The following is a 21,434-nucleotide window of genomic DNA, read 5'->3' on the forward strand; positions in this document are numbered from 1 at the left end:
GACAGCGCCAGAGGCTACAGCTAATCTGACGGATAGTCAGCTAGTGCGGTTCGGTTCGGCGGGAGGACGTGCGATGCGTGGCGACGAGGAATGGGGCAGCATCCCGGGACTGGTGCGGGACGCGGCCGGGCGGTACGGCGACCGGGAGGCGGTGGCCGAGGGCCGCACCCGTCTCTCGTACGCCGAACTGGGCGAGCAGGTGGAGCGGGCCGCCGCCGCGTGCCTGGCCTCGGGGGTGCAGCCGGGGGACCGGGTCGCGATCTGGGCCCCGAACACCCTGGACTGGATCGTCTCCGCGCTGGGGGCGGTGACGGCGGGGGCGGTGCTGGTCCCGCTGAACACCCGGTACAAGGGCACGGAAGCGGCGTACATCCTCCGGCGGAGCCGCGCGAAACTGCTGTTCGTCACGGGCACCTTCCTCGGCACGTCGTACGTCGCCTCGCTGCGCCGCTCGGACGTGGAACTCCCGCACCTGGAAACCGTGGTGGTCCTCGCCGACAGCGCCCCGCAGGACTACGTCACCTGGAAGGACTTCCTGGTGCGGGGCGAGCGGATCTCCCGCGCGGAGGTCCGTGCCCGCGCCGACGCGATCGCCCCCGGTGACCCGTCCGACATCATCTACACCTCGGGCACCACGGGCCGCCCCAAGGGCGCGGTGGTCACCCACGCCCAGACGCTGCGCTGCTACGCGATCTGGAGCGAGCTGGCCGGTCTGCGCGAGGGCGACCGCTATCTGATCGTGAACCCGTTCTTCCACACCTTCGGCTACAAGGCGGGCATCATCGCCTGCCTGATGCGGGGCGCGACGATGGTGCCGCAGCCGGTGTTCAACGTGGACACGGTCCTGGCCAACATCGCCGCCGAACGCATCTCGGTCCTGCCGGGCCCGCCGACCCTGCACCAGTCCCTGCTGGACCACCCCTCCCGCGCGTCGCACGATCTCTCCGCCCTGCGCCTGGTGGTCACCGGCGCGGCGGTCGTCCCCCTCCGGCTGGTGGAGCGGCTGCGCACCGAACTGCACATCTCCACCGTCCTGACGGCGTACGGCCTCTCCGAGGCGAGCGGCATCGTCACCATGTGCCGGCAGGGCGACCCGGCGGAGGTCATCGCCACCACCTCCGGCCGGGCGATCCCCGGTACGGAGATCCGGGTCCTGGCCGAACCCGGCAGCCCCGGCGAGGTCCTGGTGCGCGGCTTCCACGTCATGCGGGGCTACTTCGAGGACCCGGACACCACATCCGCCACGCTCACCCCCGACGGCTGGCTCCGCACCGGCGACGTGGGCGTGCTCGACGAGGCGGGCAACCTCCGCATCACGGACCGGATCAAGGACATGTTCATCGTCGGCGGCTTCAACGCCTACCCCGCCGAGATCGAGCAGCTCCTGGGCCTCCACCCGGACGTGGCGGACGTGGCCGTGATCGGCGTCCCGGACCCCCGGCTGGGCGAGGTCGGCAAGGCGTACGCGGTACGGCGCCCGGGGGCGACGGTCACCGCGGACGACCTGATCGCCTGGTCGCGCCGCGAGATGGCGAACTTCAAGGTGCCCCGGTCGGTGGAGTTCGTCACCGAACTGCCGCGCAACGCCGGGGGGAAGGTGCTGAAGGGCGAGCTGCGGGGGCGGGCGGGGTAGGACGCCCCGGCCCCGCTGTGTGCGCACCGCGGGGCCGGGCGAACGAACGGGGCCCGGACCGTTCCGGTCCGGGCCCCGCTCTTCCGTACCCGCTTCCCCCCGTGTGCGGATGTACGGCGGCCGCGACGGCTCCCCCTCCGCGCCGCCGCGGCCGTTCCCCGTGTGGTGAAGGTCTACTTGGCCGGCTTGAACGGCTCCGACGTGGCGTGCTGGTCCAGCGTGGTCACTTCTTCACCCGTCGCGTGCTGGTCCTGAGTCGTGACCGGCGTCGTGGGTTCGCCCGTGGCGTGCTGGTCCGCCGGCTTGAAGATCGGGTCCTGCTTCTTGGCGTCGGCCATGATGGTCAACTCCTTCTCTGCGTGCACTGCGCAATGGGTGGCGAGGCCCGCCCGGCTGTTCCCCCGAACACTGCCGGACGGGCCTCTTCGGGCCGCTCACCTTAATCGGTGTGGCCGCGGTCGCCCCGTCTGCCCCCCGACGCGACGGATCGACAGGTACGAGGATGTCCGGTGGCGATAAACGAACGATGAACGCCCTCGTTCGTCAGGACGCGGAGGCCGGTGAGAGCAGCGCCCGCACCTCGTCCGCCTCCGGGGAAACGAGCTCCTCGTAGATGGAGAGCGCCTCGCGCCAGCAGACCTGGGCGCGCCCGGTCTGCCCGATTCCGGACAGCGCGCGCCCCAGGACGGTCAGCACGTTTCCGCGCCGCCACTCCCCGCCGATGCCCCGCAGGACGGTCAGCGCCAGCTCCGAGTACTGGGCGGCCTGTGCGGGGCGGCCGGAGGCGATGTCGACCTCGGCCAGCCGGAACATGGCCATGCCCTCCCACAGCCGCTGACGGCTGTCGCGGAAGATCTCCAGGGCCTCGGTCAGCTGGTCGGTCGCCTCCTTGAACCGTCCGCTCTGGGTCAGTGCCATGCCCAGCGCGTAGCGGCCGTTGGCGCCCCGCAGCGCGTGGCCGAGGGAGTCGTAGATCTCTATGCCCGACCGGGCCAGCGTGATGGCGCTGCCGGTCCGTCCCGTGGCCAGGTGTATGCGGGAGAGGTTGCACAGGGCGCTCGCCTCGCCCGGCCGGTTGCCGTCGCTGCGGAAGGCGTCTATGGCCTGGTTCAGGAACGCCTCGCCGTCCGTGTGACGGTTCTGGTAGAGCGCGATGATGCCGCGGGCGTTCGCCGCCCAGCTGGCCGGCAGCAGGTCCTGGACGGTGTCCGCCAGCCGCATCGCCTCCTGCGCCTCCCGGTCGGCGTGGTCGAACCGGCCCGCCAGCTGGTGCGCGTTGGCCAGCGACATCACGGCGCGGCCCTCAGCCCGCGGGTCGTCGCACTTCCTGGCCGCCTCCCGCACGGTCATCGCCGCGGCCTCGTACTGCTTCGCGTTCGCGCCCGACTCGCCCAGGTCCAGGGCGGCGTAGAGCAGGTCCACGGCGCGCCGGAGCGTCGGCGGGGCGCACGCCTGGGTGACACAGGCGAGAAGGTTCGTGGCCTCCGTGTAGAGCCAGTCCAGGGCCGAGTGGCGGTCGGGGAAGGCCAGTCCCGCGTGCCCGGTCGGCTCCAGATGGTCCACCAGCCGGTCGCCGGGCCGCTCCAGCGCGTAGACCCGGGCGGTGGTGGCGAGGTAGAAGTCCAGCAGCCGCGACAGCGCCAGCTCCCGCTCCACGGGCGGCTGTTCGTCGCGCTCGGCGCAGGAACGCGCGTAGAGGCGTACGAGGTCGTGGTAGCGGTAGCGGCCGGGGGCCGCCGACTCCAGGAGGCTCGTGTCGACCAGCGCCTCCAGCAGGTCCTCCGCCACATGCGGTTCCCGGTCCAGCAGCGCGGCGGCGGCGGCCAGCGAGATGTCCGGGCCGTCCGCGAGACCCAGCAGGCGGAAGGCGCGGGCCTGGGCGGGCTCCAGCTGGCCGTAGCCGAGCTCGAAGGTGGCCTTGACCGCGAGGTCGCCCGCCTGGAGCTCGTCCAGCCGGCGGCGCTCGTCGGCCAGTTTGGCGGCGAGGACGGAGACCGTCCAGGTGCGGCGGGCGGCCAGGCGGGAGGCGGCGATCCGGATGGCCAGCGGGAGGAAGCCGCAGGAGGCCACCACGTCCAGCGCCGCCTCGCGCTCGGCGCCGACCCGCTCCGTGCCCACGATCCGGGTGAAGAGCTGGAGCGCTTCCTCCGGGGACATCACATCGAGGTCCACCAGATGCGCGCCGGCCAGGTCGACCATGCGGACCCGGCTGGTGACCAGGGCCGCGCAGCCCGCCGTACCGGGGAGCAGCGGGCGGATCTGGGCCGCGTCATGGGCGTTGTCCAGCACGACCAGGATGCGGCGGCCGTCCAGGGTCGAGCGGTACAGGGCCGCCCGTTCGTCCAGGGTGTCCGGTATCGCCGGGTCCGGGGTGCCCAGCGCGCGCAGGAACGAGCCGAGCACCGTCTCCGGCTCCGCCGCCCGGGAGCCCGCGCCCTGGAGGTCGACGTAGAGCTGGCCGTCCGGGAAGTGCGGGCGGGCCTGGTGGGCGACATGGACGGCGAGGGTCGTCTTGCCGACGCCGCCGATGCCGGCCAGCGCGGACACCGCCATCACCGAGCCCTCGGCGGTGGCGAGCCGGGCCCCCAGCTCCATCACGAAGGACGTGCGGCCGGTGAAGTCGGGGACCGTGGCCGGGAGCTGGGCGGGGCGGACCGGGGCGGGCGGCGGTGCCGGTTCGTCGGCCGGGCGGGCCAGCTCCTCGTCGGCCTGGAGGATGCGCTGCTGGAGCTGGGCCAGCTCCGGGCGCGGGTCGACGCCCAGTTCCTCGGCGAGGAGCCGGCGGGTGTCGGCGTACACAGCGAGAGCCTCGGCCTGGCGGCCACTGCGGTACAGGGCGACCATCAGCAGTTCGCGCAGCCGCTCGCGCAGCGGATGCGTGGCGGTGAGCGCGGTCAGTTCGGAGACCGCCTCCGCGTGGCAGCCCACCTCCAGGTCCAGATCGAGACGGGTCTCGGTGAGCTGGAGGCGCCATTCCTCCAGCCGGGTGCGCTGGTTCTCCGCGTACGGGCCGGGTACGGAGGCGAGCGCCTCGCCGTCCCACAGGCCCAGCACCTTGTTGATCAGGGTCCGGGCCTGGCAGCGGTCGCCGCTCGCCCGGACCTTCTCCGCCTCGCCGGCCAGTTCCTGGGCGTGGTTGAGGTCCAGCGCGTCGTGCTGTGTCCGGATCGCGTACCCGCCCGACTCGCTGTGCAGGGTGTCCGGGCCGAGCGCCTTGCGCAGCCGCGAGGCGTACGTCCGTACCGCCGCCAGCGCCTGGAGCGGCGGCTCCTCGCCCCAGATCGCGTCGATGAGTTCGGCCGCCGTGGCCGTCCGGCCGTCCCGCAGGAGCAGTGCGGTGAGCAGGGCCCGCTGCTGCGGGGAACCGGGGGGCAGCAGTTCGCCACCGCGCCAGGCGCGTACGGGACCGAGTACGGCGAACCGCAGTGCGGCACCGGCCGCGGGTTCTTCCGGAGCACGCTGCTCCGGCACACGCACGCGTGGCCCGTGGTGACGGTCCATTGATGCCCCCTGTCCTGCTCGCCTGCCGGTCCTGCCGGTGGTACCCGTGCCGGATTGCCGCCTGTGCGTCGATGTAGGGCGGGTATCCGGATTGCTCCGTACCGCTGGTATCGCGCTCAACAGTCTGCCTTGTTTTAGGCCGACTCGTCAGCAGTGGGTGACGCTCTGCACAAGCCCTCGACAACGATTCGGGAACCATGCGCCCTTCTCCGGTACCCCGGGAGCCGGTCCGATCGCGACAAGATAGCTGACGGTTCGTCAGATCGACGCTACCGTGGTACGCATGGAGACCTTCCCGAAGATCATCTCGGTGGACGACCACACGGTGGAGCCCGCTCATGTCTGGCGGGACCGGCTCCCGTCCAAGTACGCGGACTCCGGTCCGCGCATCGTCCGGGCACCCCTCAAGGAAATGACCTTCATGGGCGGAAAGTTCGCGCCGGTGATGGGGGCGAAGGGCGACGAGGGGCCGATCGGCGACTGGTGGGTGTACGAGGATCTGCACCGGCCGCTCACCCGGCTGGATACCGCCGTCGGCTACGACAGGGACGAGATCAAGCTCGAAGTCATCACCTATGAGCAGATGCGCCCGGGTTCGTTCTCGGTGCCCGAGCGGCTCGCCGACATGGACGTCAACCACGTCCAGTCCGCGCTCTGTTTCCCCACCTTCCCGCGGTTCTGCGGGCAGACGTTCACCGAAGCGAAGGACCGCGAGCTGGGCCTGCTCGGCGTCCGCGCGTACAACGACTGGATGGTGGAGGAGTGGTGCGGCCCCGAGGCGCACGGCCGGCTCATCCCGCTCACCCTCGTCCCGCTGTGGGACGCGGAGCTGGCGGCGGCCGAGGTCCGGCGCAACGCCGCCCGGGGCGTGCGCGCGGTGGCGTTCTCCGAGATACCTCCCCATCTCGGGCTGCCGTCCATACATACGGACGAATGGGATCCGTTCCTGCGGGCCTGTGACGAGACGGGGACGGTGATCGCCATGCACATCGGCTCGTCCTCGAAGATGCCGTCCACCTCGGCCGACGCCCCGCCCGCCGTCGGCTCCACCATCACCTTCGCCAACTGCTGCTTCTCGATGGTCGACTGGCTGATGAGCGGCAAGTTCGAGCGCTTCCCGAACCTGCGGATCATGTACGCGGAGGGGCAGATCGGCTGGATTCCGTACATCCTGGAGCGCGCCGATGTGGTCTGGGAGGAGAACCGGGGCTGGGGCGGGGTCGCCGACAAGGTCCACCGGCCGCCGTCGGAGCTGTTCGCGGACCATGTGTACGGCTGCTTCTTCGACGATGCCTTCGGGCTGAAGAACCTCGACGCGATCGGTGTGGGGAACGTCCTGTACGAGACCGACTACCCGCACTCCGACTCCACCTGGCCCAGGTCCCGCGAGGTCGGCGAGGAGCAGATGGGCCACCTGGACGCGGATGTCGTGGACCGCATCGTGCGCCGCAACGCGATCGACCTGCTGGGGCTGACGGACGACGGGCTGTGGCCGGGGCGGTGAGCGAAGTGGGGTGAGGGGGAGCGGGGGAGGCGAGGGGGCGTGAGAGCGGTGAGGGCGGCGAGGGGTATGCCCCGCGCCCCTCACTCCTCTTCGCTCACCCCCGCGCCCCTCACCCCTGCTTCCCCCTCACCCCCCCCTGCTCCTGGGCCCTCGCCCTTCCCGGTGCCTCCCGGTCGACGCTCCTCAGGCCGCGGTGACCGGCTCCTGGAGCTCCGTCACCCACTTCTCCCGGTCCGCGGGGCACTCCAGGCTGATCTCCCGGGCGTACCCCGCCGACCGGTATCCACCGGCGTCGATCCAGCGGGCCAGGGTCTGGGCCGTCGGCAGGACGGCCTCCATCGGCCCCCGGTGCACGATCGTCGCCGCCTCGAACGGGGGCAGCTCCACCACCGTGATCCCCGTGTCACCCGCCGGGCCCACCGGTCCGGTGACGGTCACCCCGGCGTGCACGACGATCGCGCCGCCGCCGGCCGGGGCGTCCTCGTAGTACGCGATGCCCGGCCCGGACGGGGTGAGCCCCGCCGTCTCCAGCAGCGCGAACAGCCGGTCGTACAGCGGCACGATCACCGTCGTGATGTCCTCCGGCCCGAAACTCGCCGCGGTCCCGGTCAGCTCCGCCACCCGTACCGCCGGAACGGTCTTCAGTACGACATCGTCCGTGGGCATGTGCCCCTCGCTCTCGATCGACCGGAGCCTCGCCTCTACCTGTGCCAGCCGTGCCTCGGCCGCCGACCTGGCCGCCTCCAGTTCCGCCCGCCGCAGCCGCAGCATCCCGCGCAGCTCCACCGGCCCCACCCGTTCGTCGAGGACGGCGTGCACCTGCTGGAGCGTGAAGCCGAGGTCCTTGAGGGCGATGACGCGGTTGAGGCGGGCGAGCTGAGCGGCACCGTAGAAGCGGTATCCGGTGGCGGGGTCGGTGCGGTCGGGGCGCAGCAGCCCGATGGCGTCGTAATGACGCAGCATGCGGGGTGACACCCGCCCATACCTGGCGAAGTCTCCGATGGTGAACATGATGGCTCCCACTGCACGGCTTCACACGGTGTCAAGGTCAAGGCCGGGTCCCGGCGGGTCCGGGGGCCGGCCGCCCCGTAATTCAGGGAAAAGGGCAGGAGCCCCGCTCCTCCGCCGAAGCGGGGGAGCGGGGCTCCTTGGGTACTGCGAAACGGCCGCGATCGGCCGACCCGGGCAACTAGGCCGGGGTGACGTTCTCAGCCTGCGGACCCTTGGGACCCTGAGTGACGTCGAAGTTCACGACCTGGTTCTCCTCGAGGGAGCGGAACCCGGCCGCGTTGATCGCGGAGTAGTGGACGAAGACATCCGGGCCGCCGCCGTCCTGGGCGATGAAGCCGAAGCCCTTTTCAGCGTTGAACCACTTGACGGTTCCGGTAGCCATAAGCCCTCCTTGGGCCAAAGGGTTGCCCTGCTCCAGAACCTGCAAACAAGTCTGAAAACTACAAAAGCCTGCGGGTTACATGCTCCGCAGGCTCTGTACTGCAAGGGAAACCAAACTGCAACTTGCGGCGAGCCTAGCACGCAGCCTCTGGGGAGCGGTAGAGGGAAAGATCACTTCACTCGAATGTTTGATTGCCGTGCCGATCGCGTGACGCGAAGGAGGTCCCGGAGGGTGTCGCATCGCCCCGGTGGCGCACTCGGCCGGGCACGGGTCTAGCCTCAGGATGTGGACAATTCAACCGCCTCCCCCGTCGATGGCGACGACCGTCGCAGCCGGCCGCGCGTCGGCCACATCCAGTTCCTGAACTGCCTCCCCCTCTACTGGGGCCTGGCGCGGACGGGGACCCTGCTCGACCTGGAGCTCTCGAAGGACACCCCGGAGAGACTCAGCGAGCAACTGATCAGGGGCGACCTGGACATCGGCCCCGTCACGCTGGTGGAGTTCCTGCGCAACGCCGACGACCTCGTGGCCTTCCCCGACATCGCGGTCGGCTGCGACGGCCCCGTCATGTCGTGCGTCATCGTCTCCCAGCTGCCGCTGGAGCAGCTCGACCGGGCCCGGGTGGCGCTCGGTTCGACCTCCCGGACCTCCGTACGGCTGGCGCAGCTGCTGCTCGCCGAGCGCTACGGAGTGCGGCCGGACTACTACACCTGCCCGCCCGACCTCGGGCTGATGATGCAGGAGGCGGACGCCGCGGTCCTGATCGGTGACGCCGCGCTGCGCGCCAACCTGCACGACGCGCCCCGGCTCGGTCTCCAGGTCCATGACCTGGGCCGGATGTGGAAGGAATGGACGGGGCTGCCGTTCGTCTTCGCGGTCTGGGCCGCCCGCAAGGACTACCTGGCCGCCCAGCCCGAGCAGGCCGCCAAGGTGCACGAGGCGTTCCTCGCCTCCCGTGACCTCTCCCTGGAGGAGGTCACCAAGGTGGCGGAGCAGGCCGCGCGCTGGGAATCCTTCGACGCGGAGGTGCTGGAGCAGTACTTCACGACGCTGGACTTCCGATTCGGGCCCGATCAGCTGGCGGGAGTGCGGGAGTTCGCGCGCCGGACCGGATCGGACGCGGGCTATCCCACGGACGTGAACGTGGAGCTGCTCGGCGGCTGACGGCGGCCGGCCGGCGGAGAACATACGGGAGTCGTACGGGGCGGCCGGGAGTGGCCGGCGGCCGTCCCGGGAAGAGATAACAGGAATGGATGAATCCCGTACCGTCGTGCCGTTTATCGGTGCGGCGGTGAATGGAGCGAATGGAACGAATGGGCCGGGCAAACGTCCGGTGCGGGATGTCGAATAGTGGATGTCGTCCGGGGTGAGTCTCGTTTGCATCCCGGTATCGATCGGATGAACGACACATTCGCGCCTTTTACTGTGGCGAAAACCTCCCTTCGTGCCCTTAGGGGGGAAATCGGTAACACGTTTCCCTGTGACCTCATGACCACCGCCCCCTAGGCTGCGGTCGGAGGTCCGGACGGTCCACAGGGGGAGTCCTTATGCAGCCGCTGGAAGCCGGCGAACCGCACACCATCGGTGCCTACCGGCTGCTCGGCAGGCTCGGGTCGGGCGGTATGGGCCGGGTCTATCTGGGGCGCAGCGCGGGGGGACGCACCGTCGCGGTCAAGGTCGTCCACCCCCACTTCGCCCTCGACGAGCAGTTCCGGGCCAGGTTCCGGCGCGAGGTGGAGGCCGCCCGGCGCATCGGCGCCCAGTGGACGGCCCCGGTCCTGGACGCCGACCCGAACGCGCCGGTGCCCTGGGTCGCGACCGGCTATGTGGCCGGGCCCCCGCTCTCGGAGGCGGTCACCGGGCACGGCCCGCTGCCGGAGCACGCGGTACGCACCCTGGGCGCGAGCCTCGCCGAAGCGCTCGCCGTCGTCCATGGACAGGGCATCGTCCACCGGGACGTGAAGCCGTCCAATGTGCTGCTCGCCCTCGACGGCCCCCGGCTGATCGACTTCGGCATCGCCAGGGCCCTGGGCGCGACCGTCTCGCTCACCTCCACCGGGGTCTCCGTCGGCTCGCCCGGCTATATGGCACCCGAGCAGATCCGGGGCCACGATGTCTCGGGCGCGGCCGACGTCTTCTCGCTGGGCGCGGTCCTCGCGTACGCGGCCACCGGTGTCGCCCCCTTCGTCGGCGACTCGTCCGCCGTGCTCCTCTACAAGGTGGTGCACGAGGAACCCGAACTGGGCGAGCTGGAGGGCGAGCTGCGTCAGGTGGTCGCCGGCTGCCTGGCCAAGGAGCCGGCCGACCGGCCCGCCCCGGCCGATCTCGCCCGCGCGCTCGCGCCCGGCGGGGCCGCCGCGATGGTGGCGGGCGGCTGGCTGCCGGGGCCGCTGGTGCGTGAGGTCAGCCGGGCCGCGGTGGCGCTGCTGGACCTGGAGCCGCAGGACGTACCGGTGCAGACGGGGCCGGTGCCGTTCAGCAGCGCGTCGCTGGAGGTCCATGACGTGGGGGCGGACAGCCGGGGCGGGCAGGCGGCCGAGGGGGCCGCCGCCGGGCGAGGGGTGTTCGGGCCGCCGGTCCCCCCGCCGCCGGCCCCGCAGGGACCCCCCGCCCCGCCCCCGTTCCCTTCGGCGTTCCCCTCGGCGTCCGCCTCTTCCGCCTCAGCCTTCTCATCCTTCCCGTCCGTTTCCTCCGTCTCCGCCGCGGAGACGGAGAGCGGTGCGGGCGGGCTGCCGGGGCAGCGCACCCCCGACCCCCGGTTCTCCGTCACGGTGAACGCCGAGAACCGCCCGGGAGACGCGCGCCGGGGCCGCCGGGTCAGCTGCACGGTCGCCCTGGCCGTGGCGAGCGCGCTCGCCGTGGTGATGGTGGGCACCGGCCTGCTCGGCAATGTGCTGCCGGGTGGCGGGACCGATGCCCAGAAGGGAAACGACGCCGCGGCCACCCCGCCGGCCTCGACCGGGAAGCCGTCCCCCGACGACTCCGCCTCCGAGCCGTCCGGCTCCGGCGGCCGTCAGGTCGACGAGCTGCCGAAGGAGTTCATCGGCACCTGGAAGGGCGAGCTGACGGAGAGGACGACCGGGCAGCCGCACGGCGTACTGACCGCGGTGTTCACCCGGGGCAAGCGCGGCAGCGATGTGGTCCGGATGACCACGACGGTCTCCAGCCTCGGCATCAGCGTCAGCTGTCACAGCGTCGGGACCCTCGCCTCCGGCACCGCTCAGGAGCTGACCTTCGACGAGCGCACCGATCCCGACCGCCCCGGCACGGCGGGACTGTGCACCACGACCACCGCCGAAGTCGTCTTCGCCAGGAGCGACGGCGGCAAGCTGTTCTTCCGGTCCAAGGAGCGCGGCGCCGGTCTGCCGTACGGGACGCTGGCCCGGTCCGGCCGCTGAGGGCACCACGGGCTGGCGTACGCTGGATCGGTCCGTGGATCCGTAGAAAAACCGCCGAAAGGTGACAGCCCGGTGACCGAGAAGGCCGACCTTCAGCCCGTCCTCGACCGAGCCGCCGAAGGCGGTCGGATCACCCCCCGGGAAGCGCTCGACCTCTACCGGTCGGCGCCCCTGCACGCGCTGGGCGCGGCCGCCGACGCCGTACGCCGACGCCGTTACGCGGGTACGGAGCACATCGCGACGTACATCATCGAGCGCAACATCAACTACACCAACGTGTGCGTCACGGCCTGCAAGTTCTGCGCCTTCTACGCCGCGCCCAAGGACACCGCCAAGGGCTGGTCCCGCGACCTCGACGACATCCTGCGCCGCTGCGCGGAGACCGTGGAGCTGGGCGGCACGCAGATCATGTTCCAGGGCGGCCACCACCCGGACTACGGCGTCGAGTACTACGAGGAGCACTTCTCCGCGATCAAGAAGGCGTTCCCGCAGCTGGTCATCCACTCGCTGGGCGCCTCCGAGATCGAGCACATGGCCCGGATCTCCAAGGTGTCGGCCGAGGAGGCCATCCAGCGGATCCACGCCGCCGGTCTCGACTCCTTCGCGGGCGCGGGCGCCGAGCTGCTGCCCGCCAGGCCGCGCACCGCGATCGCCCCGCTCAAGGAGTCCGGCGAGCGCTGGCTGGAGATCATGGAGATCGCCCACGGCCTCGGGGTCGAGTCCACCTCCACCATGCTGATGGGCACCGGCGAGACCAACGCCGAGCGCATCGAGCACCTGAGCATGATCCGCGATGTCCAGGACCGTACGGGCGGCTTCCGCGCCTTCATCCCGTACACGTACCAGCCCGAGAACAACAAGCTGAAGGGCCGCACGCAGGCCACGCTCTTCGAGTACCTGCGGATGATCGCCATCGCCCGGCTCTTCCTGGACAACGTCGCCCACATCCAGGGCTCCTGGCTGACCACCGGCAAGGAGGTCGGCCAGCTGTCGCTGCACTACGGCGCCGACGATCTCGGCTCGATCATGCTGGAGGAGAACGTCGTCTCCTCGGCCGGTGCCAGGCACCGCTCCAACCGCATGGAGATCATCGACCTGATCCGCAAGGCTGACCGGGTCCCGGCCCAGCGCGCCACGACGTACGAGCACCTCGTCGTGCACGACGACCCGGCGATGGACCCGGTCGACGAGCGCGTCGTCTCGCACATCTCGTCCACCGCGATCGAGGGCGGCACGGCCCACCCGGAGCTGAAGCTCCTCAGCACCAACTAGGCCCCGGGGCGCTTCCTTGCTGACGATCCACACCGCCGACGCGGTGCACGGCGCGCCGGGAGCGGCCGACTCCGTGGCCGTGGACGGCGGCGTGATCGTCGCCATCGGTGCGTACCGGGAGCTGACCGCCGCCCGCCCGCAGGCCCGGATCCGGCAGTGGTCCGGTCTGATCACTCCGGGGCTGCTGAACGCGGGGGCTCCGACGCTGCTGGAGGCCGCCTACCACCCGGATCCGCGTGAGGCGGACGAGCTCGGCGGCGACCCCCTCACCGGCGATGCGCTCACCGCACTCGGCATGGACGAGGCCCGCTGGGGTGCGAGCGCCCGGCGCGGACTGCAACGGATGCTGCGGCACGGCACAACCGCCGTCCGGGGCCCCTTCACCCGCCCCGCTGTACGCACGGCGGTCGCCCGCTCGGGGCTGCGCGTCCATCCCCCGGGCCCGGCGCCGGAACCCGTCCGCCTCGCCCCGTTGGCGTCCGTACCGGAGCCGGCCGATGCGTTCGCGGCGGTCCTGGCCGTCGGCGGGCCCGCGGATCTGGCGGTGTTCGGCGTACGGGACCTGGCGGCGCTGCGCACCGCGGGCGCCGTGAACTGCACGGCGACGGTGCTGGGCGGACGGCTGGTCTTCCGCCGCAGCTGAGCCCCTGTGCGTCGGCTCCTGTATCGCGCGGCTGCGGGTACCGGCCACGCTCTCTTCCCGAGGGGCAGGCCGTGGTGAGGTTTCTCGGATGTGGTCGCAACCTCGAGGGGTGCCGCACGTCTGGTGGGTTGAAGGCTCACTTCAGCTGTTGTTCCAGGCCGTGTTTCCGTCACTTCCTCAGGAGAATCCCCATGTCTTCGTACACCAAGTCGCACCACCGTCTCCGCCCCCGGGTCCTGGGCGCTGTCACCGGTGTCGCGCTGCTGTTGGGCGGCGGCTTCGCCGTGCAGGCCGCCGCCGACTCCGGCGTCAAGCCGGCCCCCGCCGCGCCGAAGGTCACCACGACCGGGGACGCGGCCCCACAGACCGTGTCGAAGCCCGTCGATTCGAAGCCCGCTGGTACCGCGAAGGCCGTCGAGGCGGGCAAGCCGACCGACGAGGGCAAGCCCGGCACCGCCCCTGTCCCGGCCGAGGCGCCCCGGGCGATCCAGCCGACCGGCGGAGTTCAGAAGTAGCAGCAGCGGAGCACCACGGGGCGGGCCGGCCTTTCCGCGGGCCCGCCCTTCCCCCAACGGATCGAGGTCCATGCAGTACGCCATTCCCGCAACGCCACGCTGGTGGTCCCGTCTGTTCTCCCTCATGGCCCGTACCGAGGACGCGCCGGAACGGGGACATCATCTGCGGGCACTCGGTATGCCGTACGGCGACGAGCCGCCGCCCACGCTGGCCGAGCTGTACCAGGCACGGCGACTCGACATGGTGCGGCTCGCGCTCCTTCTGGTGGACGATCTGTACACCGCCGAGGACGTCGTCCAGGATGCCTTCGCCGCCGTTTGCCGCACGCACGGCACCTCGCTGGACGGGCTCCGGGACCCCGGGGCCTACCTGCACACCGCCGTGGTCAACGCGGCCCGCTCCGTGCTGCGCAGACGCCGCACCGCCCGTGCCTACGTCCCGCCCCACCAGGGTTATGGACCTTCCGTCGATGAGGGGCTGCTGATCGCCGAGGAGCATCGGCAAGTGCTCGACGCGCTAGCACAATTGACGTTACGTCAGCGGGAAGTTCTGGTGTTGCGCTACTGGTCGGAGCTGACCGAGGCGCAGATCGCGCAGACACTCGGGCTGTCGCGCGGCACGGTGAAGTCCACCGCGAGCCGCGCGCTGGATGTCCTTGGGACGAAGCTGGGAGCGGGGCGATGAAGCCGAACGCCGAAGACCGCCACCTGGCAACCGAGGACCGGCTGCGTGCCGCGCTGGCCGCCCGCGCCGCGCTGGTCACGCACCGCGACCTGCGCCGCGCGGCACCGCCGCAGGGACGCAGTTGGGGAGTGCGCCGGGTTCGCAGGGTTGTCTTGACCGCCCTCGGCGTGGCTGCCGCGGTGGTTGCCGTGTGCCTGCTGGTGCTGCTTCCCGGCAGCCCTCTGGACCCGGCTCCGGTCCCGCCCGCCCGCCCGCCGGGCATCAACGAACCGCTGCCGGCCTCATCCGCGCTCCCGGTCGACCCGTCCGGTGCGGGCCCCCGTGGACACAGCCGGCCATAGGACCGAATTGCTCCGGTCCACCCGGGCCGACTCGTGACCGGCGCGAAGCACCGCAGACCGGACTGCTTGAATGGGAGGGTGACCCGAGCCTCCCTGGAAAAGCAGCCGCACGAAGTCGCCTCGATGTTCGACGACGTGGCCAGACGCTATGACCTGACCAACGATGTGATCTCACTCGGACAGGCCAGGCTCTGGCGCAAGGAGGTCGCCAAGGCGGTGGACGCCCGGCCGGCCCAGAAGATCCTGGACCTGGCCGCCGGTACCGCCACCTCCTCGCAGCCCTTCGCACAGGCGGGCGCCTATGTGGTGCCCTGCGACTTCTCGCTCGGCATGCTCAGGGTCGGCAAGGAACGGCACCCGTGGATGCCGTTCACCGCCGGGGACGGGACGAAGCTTCCGTTCAAGGACGAGACGTTCGACGCCGTCACGATCTCCTTCGGGCTGCGCAACATCCAGGACACCGATGCCGCGCTGCGCGAGCTGTACCGGGTGACCAAGCCCGGCGGCCGGGTCGTCATCTGCGAGTTCTCCCAGCCGACCTGGACGCCGTTCCGCACGGTCTACATCGAATACCTGATGCGGGCGCTGCCGTCCGCCGCCCGCGCGGTGTCCTCCAACCCCGACGCGTACGTCTACCTCGCCGAGTCGATCCGCGCCTGGCCCGATCAGGCCGGTCTCGCCTCCCGGCTCCAGGACGCCGGCTGGTCGAAGGTGGCCTGGCGCAATCTCACCGGCGGAGTGGTGGCCCTGCACCGGGGCGTACGCGCCTGAGGCGGCAACCGCCCCCGGCTCGCGCCTGAGGCGGCAACCGCCCCCGGCTCACAGCTCCAGCCGGAAGCACCACCCCACCTGTCCCGCCCGAGGGGTCGTGTAGGTCTCGGCCCGGCGCATCCCGAGCCGTTCGGCCACCGCGGCCGACCGGGCGTTACGGGAGTCGACCATCGCGACCACCTCCCGCACCCCGGCCGCCCGCACCCGCTCCAGCGCGGTGCGGGCGGCGGCGGTGGCGTACCCCCGGCCCCAGGCCGCACGGGCCAGCCGCCAGCCGATCTCTATCTCGCCCACCGGGCCGTACGTGGTGTGCGGCCACGGCTGCGCGCCGGTGAACCCGAGGACGCTGTCCTCCTGATCGGTGACGGTCCACAGGCAGTAGCCCAGCTCCGCGTCGTGCCGCCGCTGCCGCGCGGTCAGCTCCTCGTACACCGAGAACTCCGCCGTGCGGCCCCCGAAGAACTTCATCACTTCGGGATCGTCGAACACTCGGTGCCAGGTCAGGGCGTCCTCGTCGGTCGGTACTCGCAGGTGTACGGCGGGGTGCGGAACAGGCGCGTTCGACATCGGGGAGCCCTTCGGGAGGTTGATCAGCAGGCCCCCATAGACTGCACGGGACATGTGCCGCGCGGCACGCGATTTCGAGTCTTCGGGAGATCCGACCGTGACCGAGCCCCTCTCCGAGCACAGCGCGGACGTGATCGTCGTCGGAGCGGGCCCAGCCGGCTCCACGACCGCCTACCACCTCGCCAGGTCCGGACTGGACGTCCTGCTCCTGGAGAAGACGGCCTTCCCCCGGGAGAAGGTCTGCGGCGACGGCCTCACGCCGCGCGCCACCAAGCAGCTCGTCTCCATGGGCATCGACATCTCCGAAGAGGCCGGCTGGCTGCGCAACAAGGGCCTGCGCATCATCGGCGGCGGCGTCCGGCTCCAGCTGGACTGGCCCGACCTCGCCTCGTACCCGGACTACGGCCTGGTCCGCAAGCGCGACGACTTCGACGAGCAACTGGCCCGGCAGGCGCAGAAGGCGGGCGCCCGGCTGTACGAGCGCTGCAACGTCGGCGCGCCCGTCATCGACGAGCGCACCGGCCGCATCACCGGAGTCAACGCCAAGCTCGGCGAGGAGAAGACACCGGTCACCTTCCACGCCCCGCTCGTCGTCGCCGCCGACGGCAACTCCACCCGGCTCTCCCTCGCGATGGGCCTGCACCGCCGCGAGGACCGCCCGATGGGCGTCGCGGTCCGTACGTACTTCACCTCGCCCCGCCACGACGACGACTACCTGGAGTCCTGGCTGGAGCTGTGGGACCGGCGCGGCGCCGAGGACCGGCTGCTCCCCGGCTACGGCTGGATCTTCGGCATGGGCGACGGCACGTCCAACGTCGGCCTCGGCATCCTCAACTCCTCCTCCGCCTTCAAGGAGCTGGACTGGCGCGAGGTCCTCAAGGCGTGGTGCGCGTCCATGCCGGAGGACTGGGGCTACACCCCGGAGAACATGACGGCCCCGATCCGGGGCGCCGCGCTCCCGATGGCCTTCAACCGCCAGCCGCACTACACCAAGGGTCTGCTGCTCGTCGGTGACGCGGGCGGCATGGTCAACCCGTTCAACGGCGAGGGCATCGCGTACGCCATGGAGTCGGGCCAGCTCGCCGCCGACGTCATCGTCCAGGCCCACGCACGCGCCACCCCGGCGCAGCGCGAACTGGCCCTGCACAACTACCCGAAGGTGCTCAAGGAGACCTACGGCGGCTACTACACGCTGGGCCGCGCCTTCGTGAAGATGATCGGCAACCCGAAGGTCATGAAGATCGCCACACAGCGCGGTCTCACGCACCCGCTCCTGATGAAGTTCACCCTGAAGATGCTCGCCAACCTCACCGACCCCACGGGCGGCGACGCGATGGACCGCATCATCAACGGCCTGTCCAAGGTCGCCCCGAAGGCCTGAGAGCAGGCAGGGCCGCCCGCCCGGCAGCACAGGGCCGCCCGCCCGGCACACGGCCGGGCGGCCCTGTGCCGGGCGTACGCCGGCTGAACGCTCAGACGTTGACGATCTTCACTTTCGGTGAGCCGGGAAGCTCCTCGGCAGCTTTGCACAGGGCCGGGATGTGCGACCTGTCGGAGGTGACGAGCAGCACCGGGGGTGTGCAGAGAGCGGCTGTGGCGACCACGAGTGCGTCCACGAGGCATTCGTGCCCGTCGAGACCCGAGACATCCAGCAGCTTCTCCGCAGCGTCTATCACCACGTCGCTGACCGGCTTCACGTCGAACCGGGACAGCAGGAACTGGAGCCGCTTGGCGGCCTCCCCGCTCCGGCGCACCTCCAACGGCGTCAGGGCCGACAGCGCCACTCTTCGGCCGCTCTGCTGGGCGACCTCGATGCGCGCACGCATCCCCTCGTCGCCATCGACGTGCAGCGAAAGCCCCTGGGCGTCCAGGACCAGGGTGCCCTCGCTCTTCGCCTTGATCTTGAGGCGTTTGCTCACCACTCCTGTTCCGCCTGTCGCCGTGCTTCGTCGGAGACGGGGCCGAATTCCTTGCGGTCGGCTGCGACGACCTCGCGGAGCTTGGCCGAGGCGAGCCACTGCTCCAGAGCTTCGGCCACGACGGAGGAGAAGGCGTTCTTCCCGGTCCGCTCCTCAACTTCGTTGATCAACGACTGTGCCAGCGAGACGGATCTCTTACCGGCCCGCTCGGGTACGGGGTGGGCTGCATGGCTGCTCATACCCAAAAAGTAACACCGCCGGTAGGAAAGTTCTCGCGGGCGGCAGTCCGTCGTAAACCGCTGGCACCGGGGCCGCCCGGCCGGATAGGGTCGCCCCCATGTCCAGCCCCGAGTCCGACAGACCGAGGCCACCGGTGCGCCGGTGGCCGAGCCGGTACTGACCGACGCCGGGTGACCCACAGGGTCACGGGCATCTCCTCGTACGGCTCCGTCGCCGCCGGATCACCGCGGGTACGGGCCGTTCTCCCCTCGGTCACGCGCGCCTGAGCGCGGTCCACCGAGTCATGCCCCCGCGATCAGCAGGGCATTCTTCCGCGTCGCCATGTCGCCGCCCGCCGGATCAGCTCCGGCGGGCACGACGGGGCGTGGGCCCGTATCCCCGCACACAGGTCTGTCCGGTCCATCGACGGTTCCGTCCAAGGGGTTCTCGCTCCCATGCCATTCGCTGTCTACGTCCTCGGGCTCGCGGTCTTCGCCCAGGGCACCTCGGAGTTCATGCTGTCCGGGCTTGTCTCGGGCATCGCCGACGACCTGAACGTCTCCCTGTCCGCCGCCGGTCTGCTGACCTCCTCCTTCGCGGTCGGGATGGTGATCGGCGCGCCCCTCATGGCGCTCTTCAGCCGCACCTGGCCCCGCCGCCGCGCCCTGCTGCTGTTCCTCACGGTGTTCGTCGCCGTGCATGTCGTGGGGGCGCTCACCCCGAACTACGGAGTGCTCCTCGCGACCCGTTTCGTCGGCGCCCTCGCCAACGCGGGCTTCTGGGCGGTGGCCCTGATGACGGCCGTCTCCCTGGTCCCGGCACACCTCAAGGCGCGGGCGACGGCGGTGGTGGTCGGCGGGGTCACGGTCGCCTGCGTGGTCGGGGTGCCGGCCGGTGCGGTGCTGGGGGAGCGGTGGGGGTGGCGGTCGGCCTTCTGGGCGGTCGCCCTCATCTCCGTACCCGCCGTCCTGGCGGTCCTCCGCAGCATCCCGGGCGGACGGGCCGACGCCGAACCCGTACCGGTCCGCACCGAGTTGCGCGTCCTGGCCCGTCCCCGGCTGCGGCTCACCCTGCTCACGATGGCCCTGGTCCAGGGGGCGACCTTCTGCACGTTCTCGTACCTGGAACCGCTCCTGACCCGGGAGACGGAGCTGGGCGCGGGATGGGTCCCGGCGGCACTCGCGCTCTTCGGCGTGGGCTCGTTCCTCGGTGTCACGGTGGCGGGACGGTTCGCCGACCTCCGCCCCACGGCCCTGATCGCCTCCGGCATGGTCGCCCTCACCCTCGGCTGGAGCGCCCTGGCCCTGACGGCGGGCAGCCCGGTGGCGGTCCTCGGCCTGGTCCTGGTGCAGGGGATGCTCGCCTTCGGTACGGGAACAGCCCTGATCACCCGTGTCCTCGACCAGGCCCCGGACGCCCCGACCCTCGCGGGCGCCTTCTCCACCACCGCCTTCAACCTGGGCGCCACGGTGGGCCCCTGGGCGGGCGGCCTGGCCCTGGACGCCGGATTCGGCTACCGGGCGCCGGTCTGGGTGAGCGGCGCGCTGATGCTGCTCGCCCTGGCCACGGCCGGCGCGCGGCGCGCGTTCGTACGGGTGGACCATGTGAGGGCCGGGTAACGCGGCCGGCGCCGGGCAGGTGCCCGGCGCCGGTCCAGGCCGGTCCAGGCCGGTCCAGCGCCGGGGTGGGCAGCTGGATCGAGGCGAGTCAGGCCGGGTCGGCGACGGGGCGGATGCCGGTGATCCGGCCCTGGCCGACCACGGTCGTCAGCCGGCCGCCAGGTCGCCGATGGCCGCACCGCCCTGACGGACGAGGCGTATCCAGGCTTCCTCGCCCACGTCCTCGGCGTCAGCGGCGGCGGCGTCGGCGTGCGAGCCCGGCACGCGGTGCGCGACACGCCCAGCCGGTCGCGCCGGCCTCGAACGCCTCGGCCACCCCCGGGCCGGGCGGGACGGTCGGGGGCGTCAGCCGCCGGTGGGCAGGTCCCGTGCCGCGTAATAGGCGTGCAGTGCGGCCTCACTGCCCGAGCCCAGGGCGGTCATGATCCGTTGGAAGCGGGCGGAGCGCAGGTCACCGGCGATGAGGACGCGAGGGTGCTGCCCGGCCGGTGGACAGTAGCCGTCCGCACCGCGGACGAGGTCACCGTGCGGAGCGGTGGGCGCGCTTCCGATGCTCAGGTACGCGGCGTCCGCCGTGACCGCTTCCCGCTGCCCGCCCGCGCTCACCGCCTCCGCCGTCACCGGGGCGCCTTCGGAGGGCGTCAGGGTCAGGTGTGTGACGGGCAGGAGCGTGACCCGGGGATCGTCGCGGATCTCCTCGGTCTTGTACGTGTCGGTGTCCGGGTACGCCACGAGCAGGCGGGTGCCGGTCCCCGGGTGGGCGCGCAGGAAGGTGCCGATCGGGCGATCGCCGCCGAGGACGAGAAGGGTACGGCCCTCGGCGTCGTCCGCGCCCGCCTGCCAGAGCGGGGGCAGGGTGAGGCCGCCGGGAGCGGTGATCCAGGAAACGTCGCGGGGCTGGAGGGGGCCGACGCCGGTGGCGACGACGGCGTACGGAGCGGTGAGGCGGGCACCCGTGTCCAGGGTGACGGTGATGTGGTCGTCGTCGGCGCGGAGTTCGACGACACGGCGGCCGAGTACCGGACGGCACAGCCCCGTGCTCCGCAGCTCGGCGGTGATCGCGTCGGCGAGCGCGGGGCCGCTGGTGCAGCCGCCGAGGACGTTGTTCAGGGCCGCGACGCGGTAGAGGCTGCGGCACAGGGCGTCCGGCTCGACCAGGACCGAGCACATGCCGACACTGGCCGCCATACGTGCGGCGGCGCAGCCGGCCGGGCCGCCTCCGATGACGATCAGGTCGGTGTCGTGCGGTGTGGGCGGGCAGGTGCGGGGCGGTGTGTCGGACATGGGGTCATTCCAGCACCGGGTGCCCGGTGTTCGTGGCGAGTCGGCCTGCCCCGTGTGCCGAGAACGCGGCGGGTGGCGGACGGGGTGTTGTGGGTGGTGGTCAAGGTGTTGCGGGTTACGGGTCTGTCCCAGGGGGTGGTGGTCGTGGGGTGGTGGGGGTCGGGTGGGGG

Annotated in this window: 20 protein-coding genes; 12 read left to right on the plus strand and 8 right to left on the minus strand. The window is 71.6% G+C overall.

What is annotated here, in order from left to right; all coding sequences use genetic code 11:
• Window positions 1-73: 73 nt before the first annotated feature.
• Window positions 74-1,633, plus strand: a complete 1,560-nt coding sequence (locus tag ACIGJO_RS34935; RefSeq protein ID WP_399965306.1) for a FadD3 family acyl-CoA ligase — start codon at window positions 74-76, stop codon at window positions 1,631-1,633.
• 173 nt (window positions 1,634-1,806) lie between these two features.
• Here ACIGJO_RS34935 and ACIGJO_RS34940 read toward each other — a convergent pair whose 3' ends face one another.
• Together ACIGJO_RS34940 and ACIGJO_RS34945 are read right to left on the minus strand one after the other, a co-directional pair.
• Window positions 1,807-1,971 carry a hypothetical protein gene (locus tag ACIGJO_RS34940; protein ID WP_266931879.1) on the minus strand — a complete coding sequence of 55 codons (165 nt, stop codon included), beginning with the start codon at window positions 1,969-1,971 and terminating at the stop codon, window positions 1,807-1,809.
• Window positions 1,972-2,176: 205 nt separating this feature from the next.
• Entirely contained in the window at window positions 2,177-5,134 is a 2,958-nt protein-coding gene (locus ACIGJO_RS34945) for an AfsR/SARP family transcriptional regulator (protein ID WP_399965309.1), read from the minus strand.
• Window positions 5,135-5,417: 283 nt separating this feature from the next.
• Here ACIGJO_RS34945 and ACIGJO_RS34950 point away from each other — a divergent pair, with 283 nt between their 5' ends.
• The gene (locus ACIGJO_RS34950; RefSeq protein ID WP_399965311.1) at window positions 5,418-6,638 is read left to right on the plus strand and encodes an amidohydrolase family protein; all 1,221 of its coding nucleotides are present in this window, start codon (window positions 5,418-5,420) and stop codon (window positions 6,636-6,638) included.
• 183 nt (window positions 6,639-6,821) lie between these two features.
• Here ACIGJO_RS34950 and ACIGJO_RS34955 read toward each other — a convergent pair whose 3' ends face one another.
• Together ACIGJO_RS34955 and ACIGJO_RS34960 are read right to left on the minus strand one after the other, a co-directional pair.
• Complete coding sequence (locus ACIGJO_RS34955; RefSeq protein ID WP_399965313.1) at window positions 6,822-7,649, minus strand: MerR family transcriptional regulator; 828 nt, start codon at window positions 7,647-7,649, stop codon at window positions 6,822-6,824.
• Window positions 7,650-7,827: 178 nt separating this feature from the next.
• Window positions 7,828-8,031, minus strand: coding sequence for a cold-shock protein (locus tag ACIGJO_RS34960; protein ID WP_006347360.1), 204 nt, complete (start codon window positions 8,029-8,031; stop codon window positions 7,828-7,830).
• A gap of 285 nt (window positions 8,032-8,316) precedes the next feature.
• Between ACIGJO_RS34960 and ACIGJO_RS34965 the strand changes: the two genes are divergently transcribed.
• The 8 genes from ACIGJO_RS34965 to ACIGJO_RS35000 all read left to right on the plus strand — a co-directional run bounded on the left by ACIGJO_RS34965 (window position 8,317) and on the right by ACIGJO_RS35000 (window position 15,656).
• The gene (locus ACIGJO_RS34965) at window positions 8,317-9,195 is read left to right on the plus strand and encodes a menaquinone biosynthetic enzyme MqnA/MqnD family protein (RefSeq protein ID WP_399965314.1); all 879 of its coding nucleotides are present in this window, start codon (window positions 8,317-8,319) and stop codon (window positions 9,193-9,195) included.
• A gap of 383 nt (window positions 9,196-9,578) precedes the next feature.
• The gene (locus tag ACIGJO_RS34970) at window positions 9,579-11,429 is read left to right on the plus strand and encodes a serine/threonine-protein kinase (RefSeq protein ID WP_399965316.1); all 1,851 of its coding nucleotides are present in this window, start codon (window positions 9,579-9,581) and stop codon (window positions 11,427-11,429) included.
• Between the two features lie 72 nt (window positions 11,430-11,501).
• The gene (gene mqnC, locus ACIGJO_RS34975) at window positions 11,502-12,701 is read left to right on the plus strand and encodes a cyclic dehypoxanthinyl futalosine synthase (RefSeq protein WP_399965318.1); all 1,200 of its coding nucleotides are present in this window, start codon (window positions 11,502-11,504) and stop codon (window positions 12,699-12,701) included.
• Window positions 12,702-12,717: 16 nt separating this feature from the next.
• On the plus strand, window positions 12,718-13,344 hold the full coding sequence (locus ACIGJO_RS34980) for a hypothetical protein (protein ID WP_399965320.1): 627 nt from the start codon (window positions 12,718-12,720) through the stop codon (window positions 13,342-13,344).
• 191 nt (window positions 13,345-13,535) lie between these two features.
• A complete protein-coding gene (locus ACIGJO_RS34985; RefSeq protein ID WP_399965322.1) occupies window positions 13,536-13,859 on the plus strand; it encodes a hypothetical protein in 324 nt (107 codons plus the stop codon).
• A gap of 70 nt (window positions 13,860-13,929) precedes the next feature.
• Window positions 13,930-14,544 carry an RNA polymerase sigma factor gene (locus ACIGJO_RS34990; RefSeq protein ID WP_399965324.1) on the plus strand — a complete coding sequence of 205 codons (615 nt, stop codon included), beginning with the start codon at window positions 13,930-13,932 and terminating at the stop codon, window positions 14,542-14,544.
• Entirely contained in the window at window positions 14,541-14,885 is a 345-nt protein-coding gene (locus tag ACIGJO_RS34995) for a hypothetical protein (protein ID WP_399965328.1), read from the plus strand. The genes ACIGJO_RS34990 and ACIGJO_RS34995 overlap by 4 nt, the downstream gene beginning before the upstream one ends.
• A gap of 78 nt (window positions 14,886-14,963) precedes the next feature.
• Entirely contained in the window at window positions 14,964-15,656 is a 693-nt protein-coding gene (locus ACIGJO_RS35000; RefSeq protein WP_266931851.1) for a demethylmenaquinone methyltransferase, read from the plus strand.
• A gap of 48 nt (window positions 15,657-15,704) precedes the next feature.
• Here the strand turns inward: ACIGJO_RS35000 and ACIGJO_RS35005 are convergent, their stop codons facing one another.
• The gene (locus ACIGJO_RS35005) at window positions 15,705-16,223 is read right to left on the minus strand and encodes a GNAT family N-acetyltransferase (protein WP_399965345.1); all 519 of its coding nucleotides are present in this window, start codon (window positions 16,221-16,223) and stop codon (window positions 15,705-15,707) included.
• Between the two features lie 97 nt (window positions 16,224-16,320).
• On the opposite strand from ACIGJO_RS35005, the gene ACIGJO_RS35010 reads away from it, so the two are divergent.
• Window positions 16,321-17,604 (plus strand): geranylgeranyl reductase family protein, encoded by a 1,284-nt coding sequence (locus ACIGJO_RS35010; RefSeq protein WP_266931848.1) that lies wholly within the window; start codon window positions 16,321-16,323, stop codon window positions 17,602-17,604.
• A 91-nt stretch (window positions 17,605-17,695) separates the two neighbouring features.
• Here the strand turns inward: ACIGJO_RS35010 and ACIGJO_RS35015 are convergent, their stop codons facing one another.
• The gene (locus ACIGJO_RS35015; protein ID WP_399965331.1) at window positions 17,696-18,142 is read right to left on the minus strand and encodes a DNA-binding protein; all 447 of its coding nucleotides are present in this window, start codon (window positions 18,140-18,142) and stop codon (window positions 17,696-17,698) included.
• The gene (locus ACIGJO_RS35020) at window positions 18,139-18,381 is read right to left on the minus strand and encodes a hypothetical protein (protein ID WP_266931844.1); all 243 of its coding nucleotides are present in this window, start codon (window positions 18,379-18,381) and stop codon (window positions 18,139-18,141) included. The genes ACIGJO_RS35015 and ACIGJO_RS35020 overlap by 4 nt, the downstream gene beginning before the upstream one ends.
• 435 nt (window positions 18,382-18,816) lie before the next feature.
• On the opposite strand from ACIGJO_RS35020, the gene ACIGJO_RS35025 reads away from it, so the two are divergent.
• On the plus strand, window positions 18,817-19,980 hold the full coding sequence (locus ACIGJO_RS35025; protein ID WP_399965335.1) for a Cmx/CmrA family chloramphenicol efflux MFS transporter: 1,164 nt from the start codon (window positions 18,817-18,819) through the stop codon (window positions 19,978-19,980).
• A gap of 345 nt (window positions 19,981-20,325) precedes the next feature.
• Here the strand turns inward: ACIGJO_RS35025 and ACIGJO_RS35030 are convergent, their stop codons facing one another.
• Window positions 20,326-21,264 carry an FAD-dependent oxidoreductase gene (locus ACIGJO_RS35030; RefSeq protein ID WP_399965336.1) on the minus strand — a complete coding sequence of 313 codons (939 nt, stop codon included), beginning with the start codon at window positions 21,262-21,264 and terminating at the stop codon, window positions 20,326-20,328.
• Window positions 21,265-21,434 lie beyond the last annotated feature (170 nt).

The organism is Streptomyces sp. NPDC079020 (genome assembly GCF_044542225.1).
Lineage (GTDB): Bacteria > Actinomycetota > Actinomycetes > Streptomycetales > Streptomycetaceae > Streptomyces.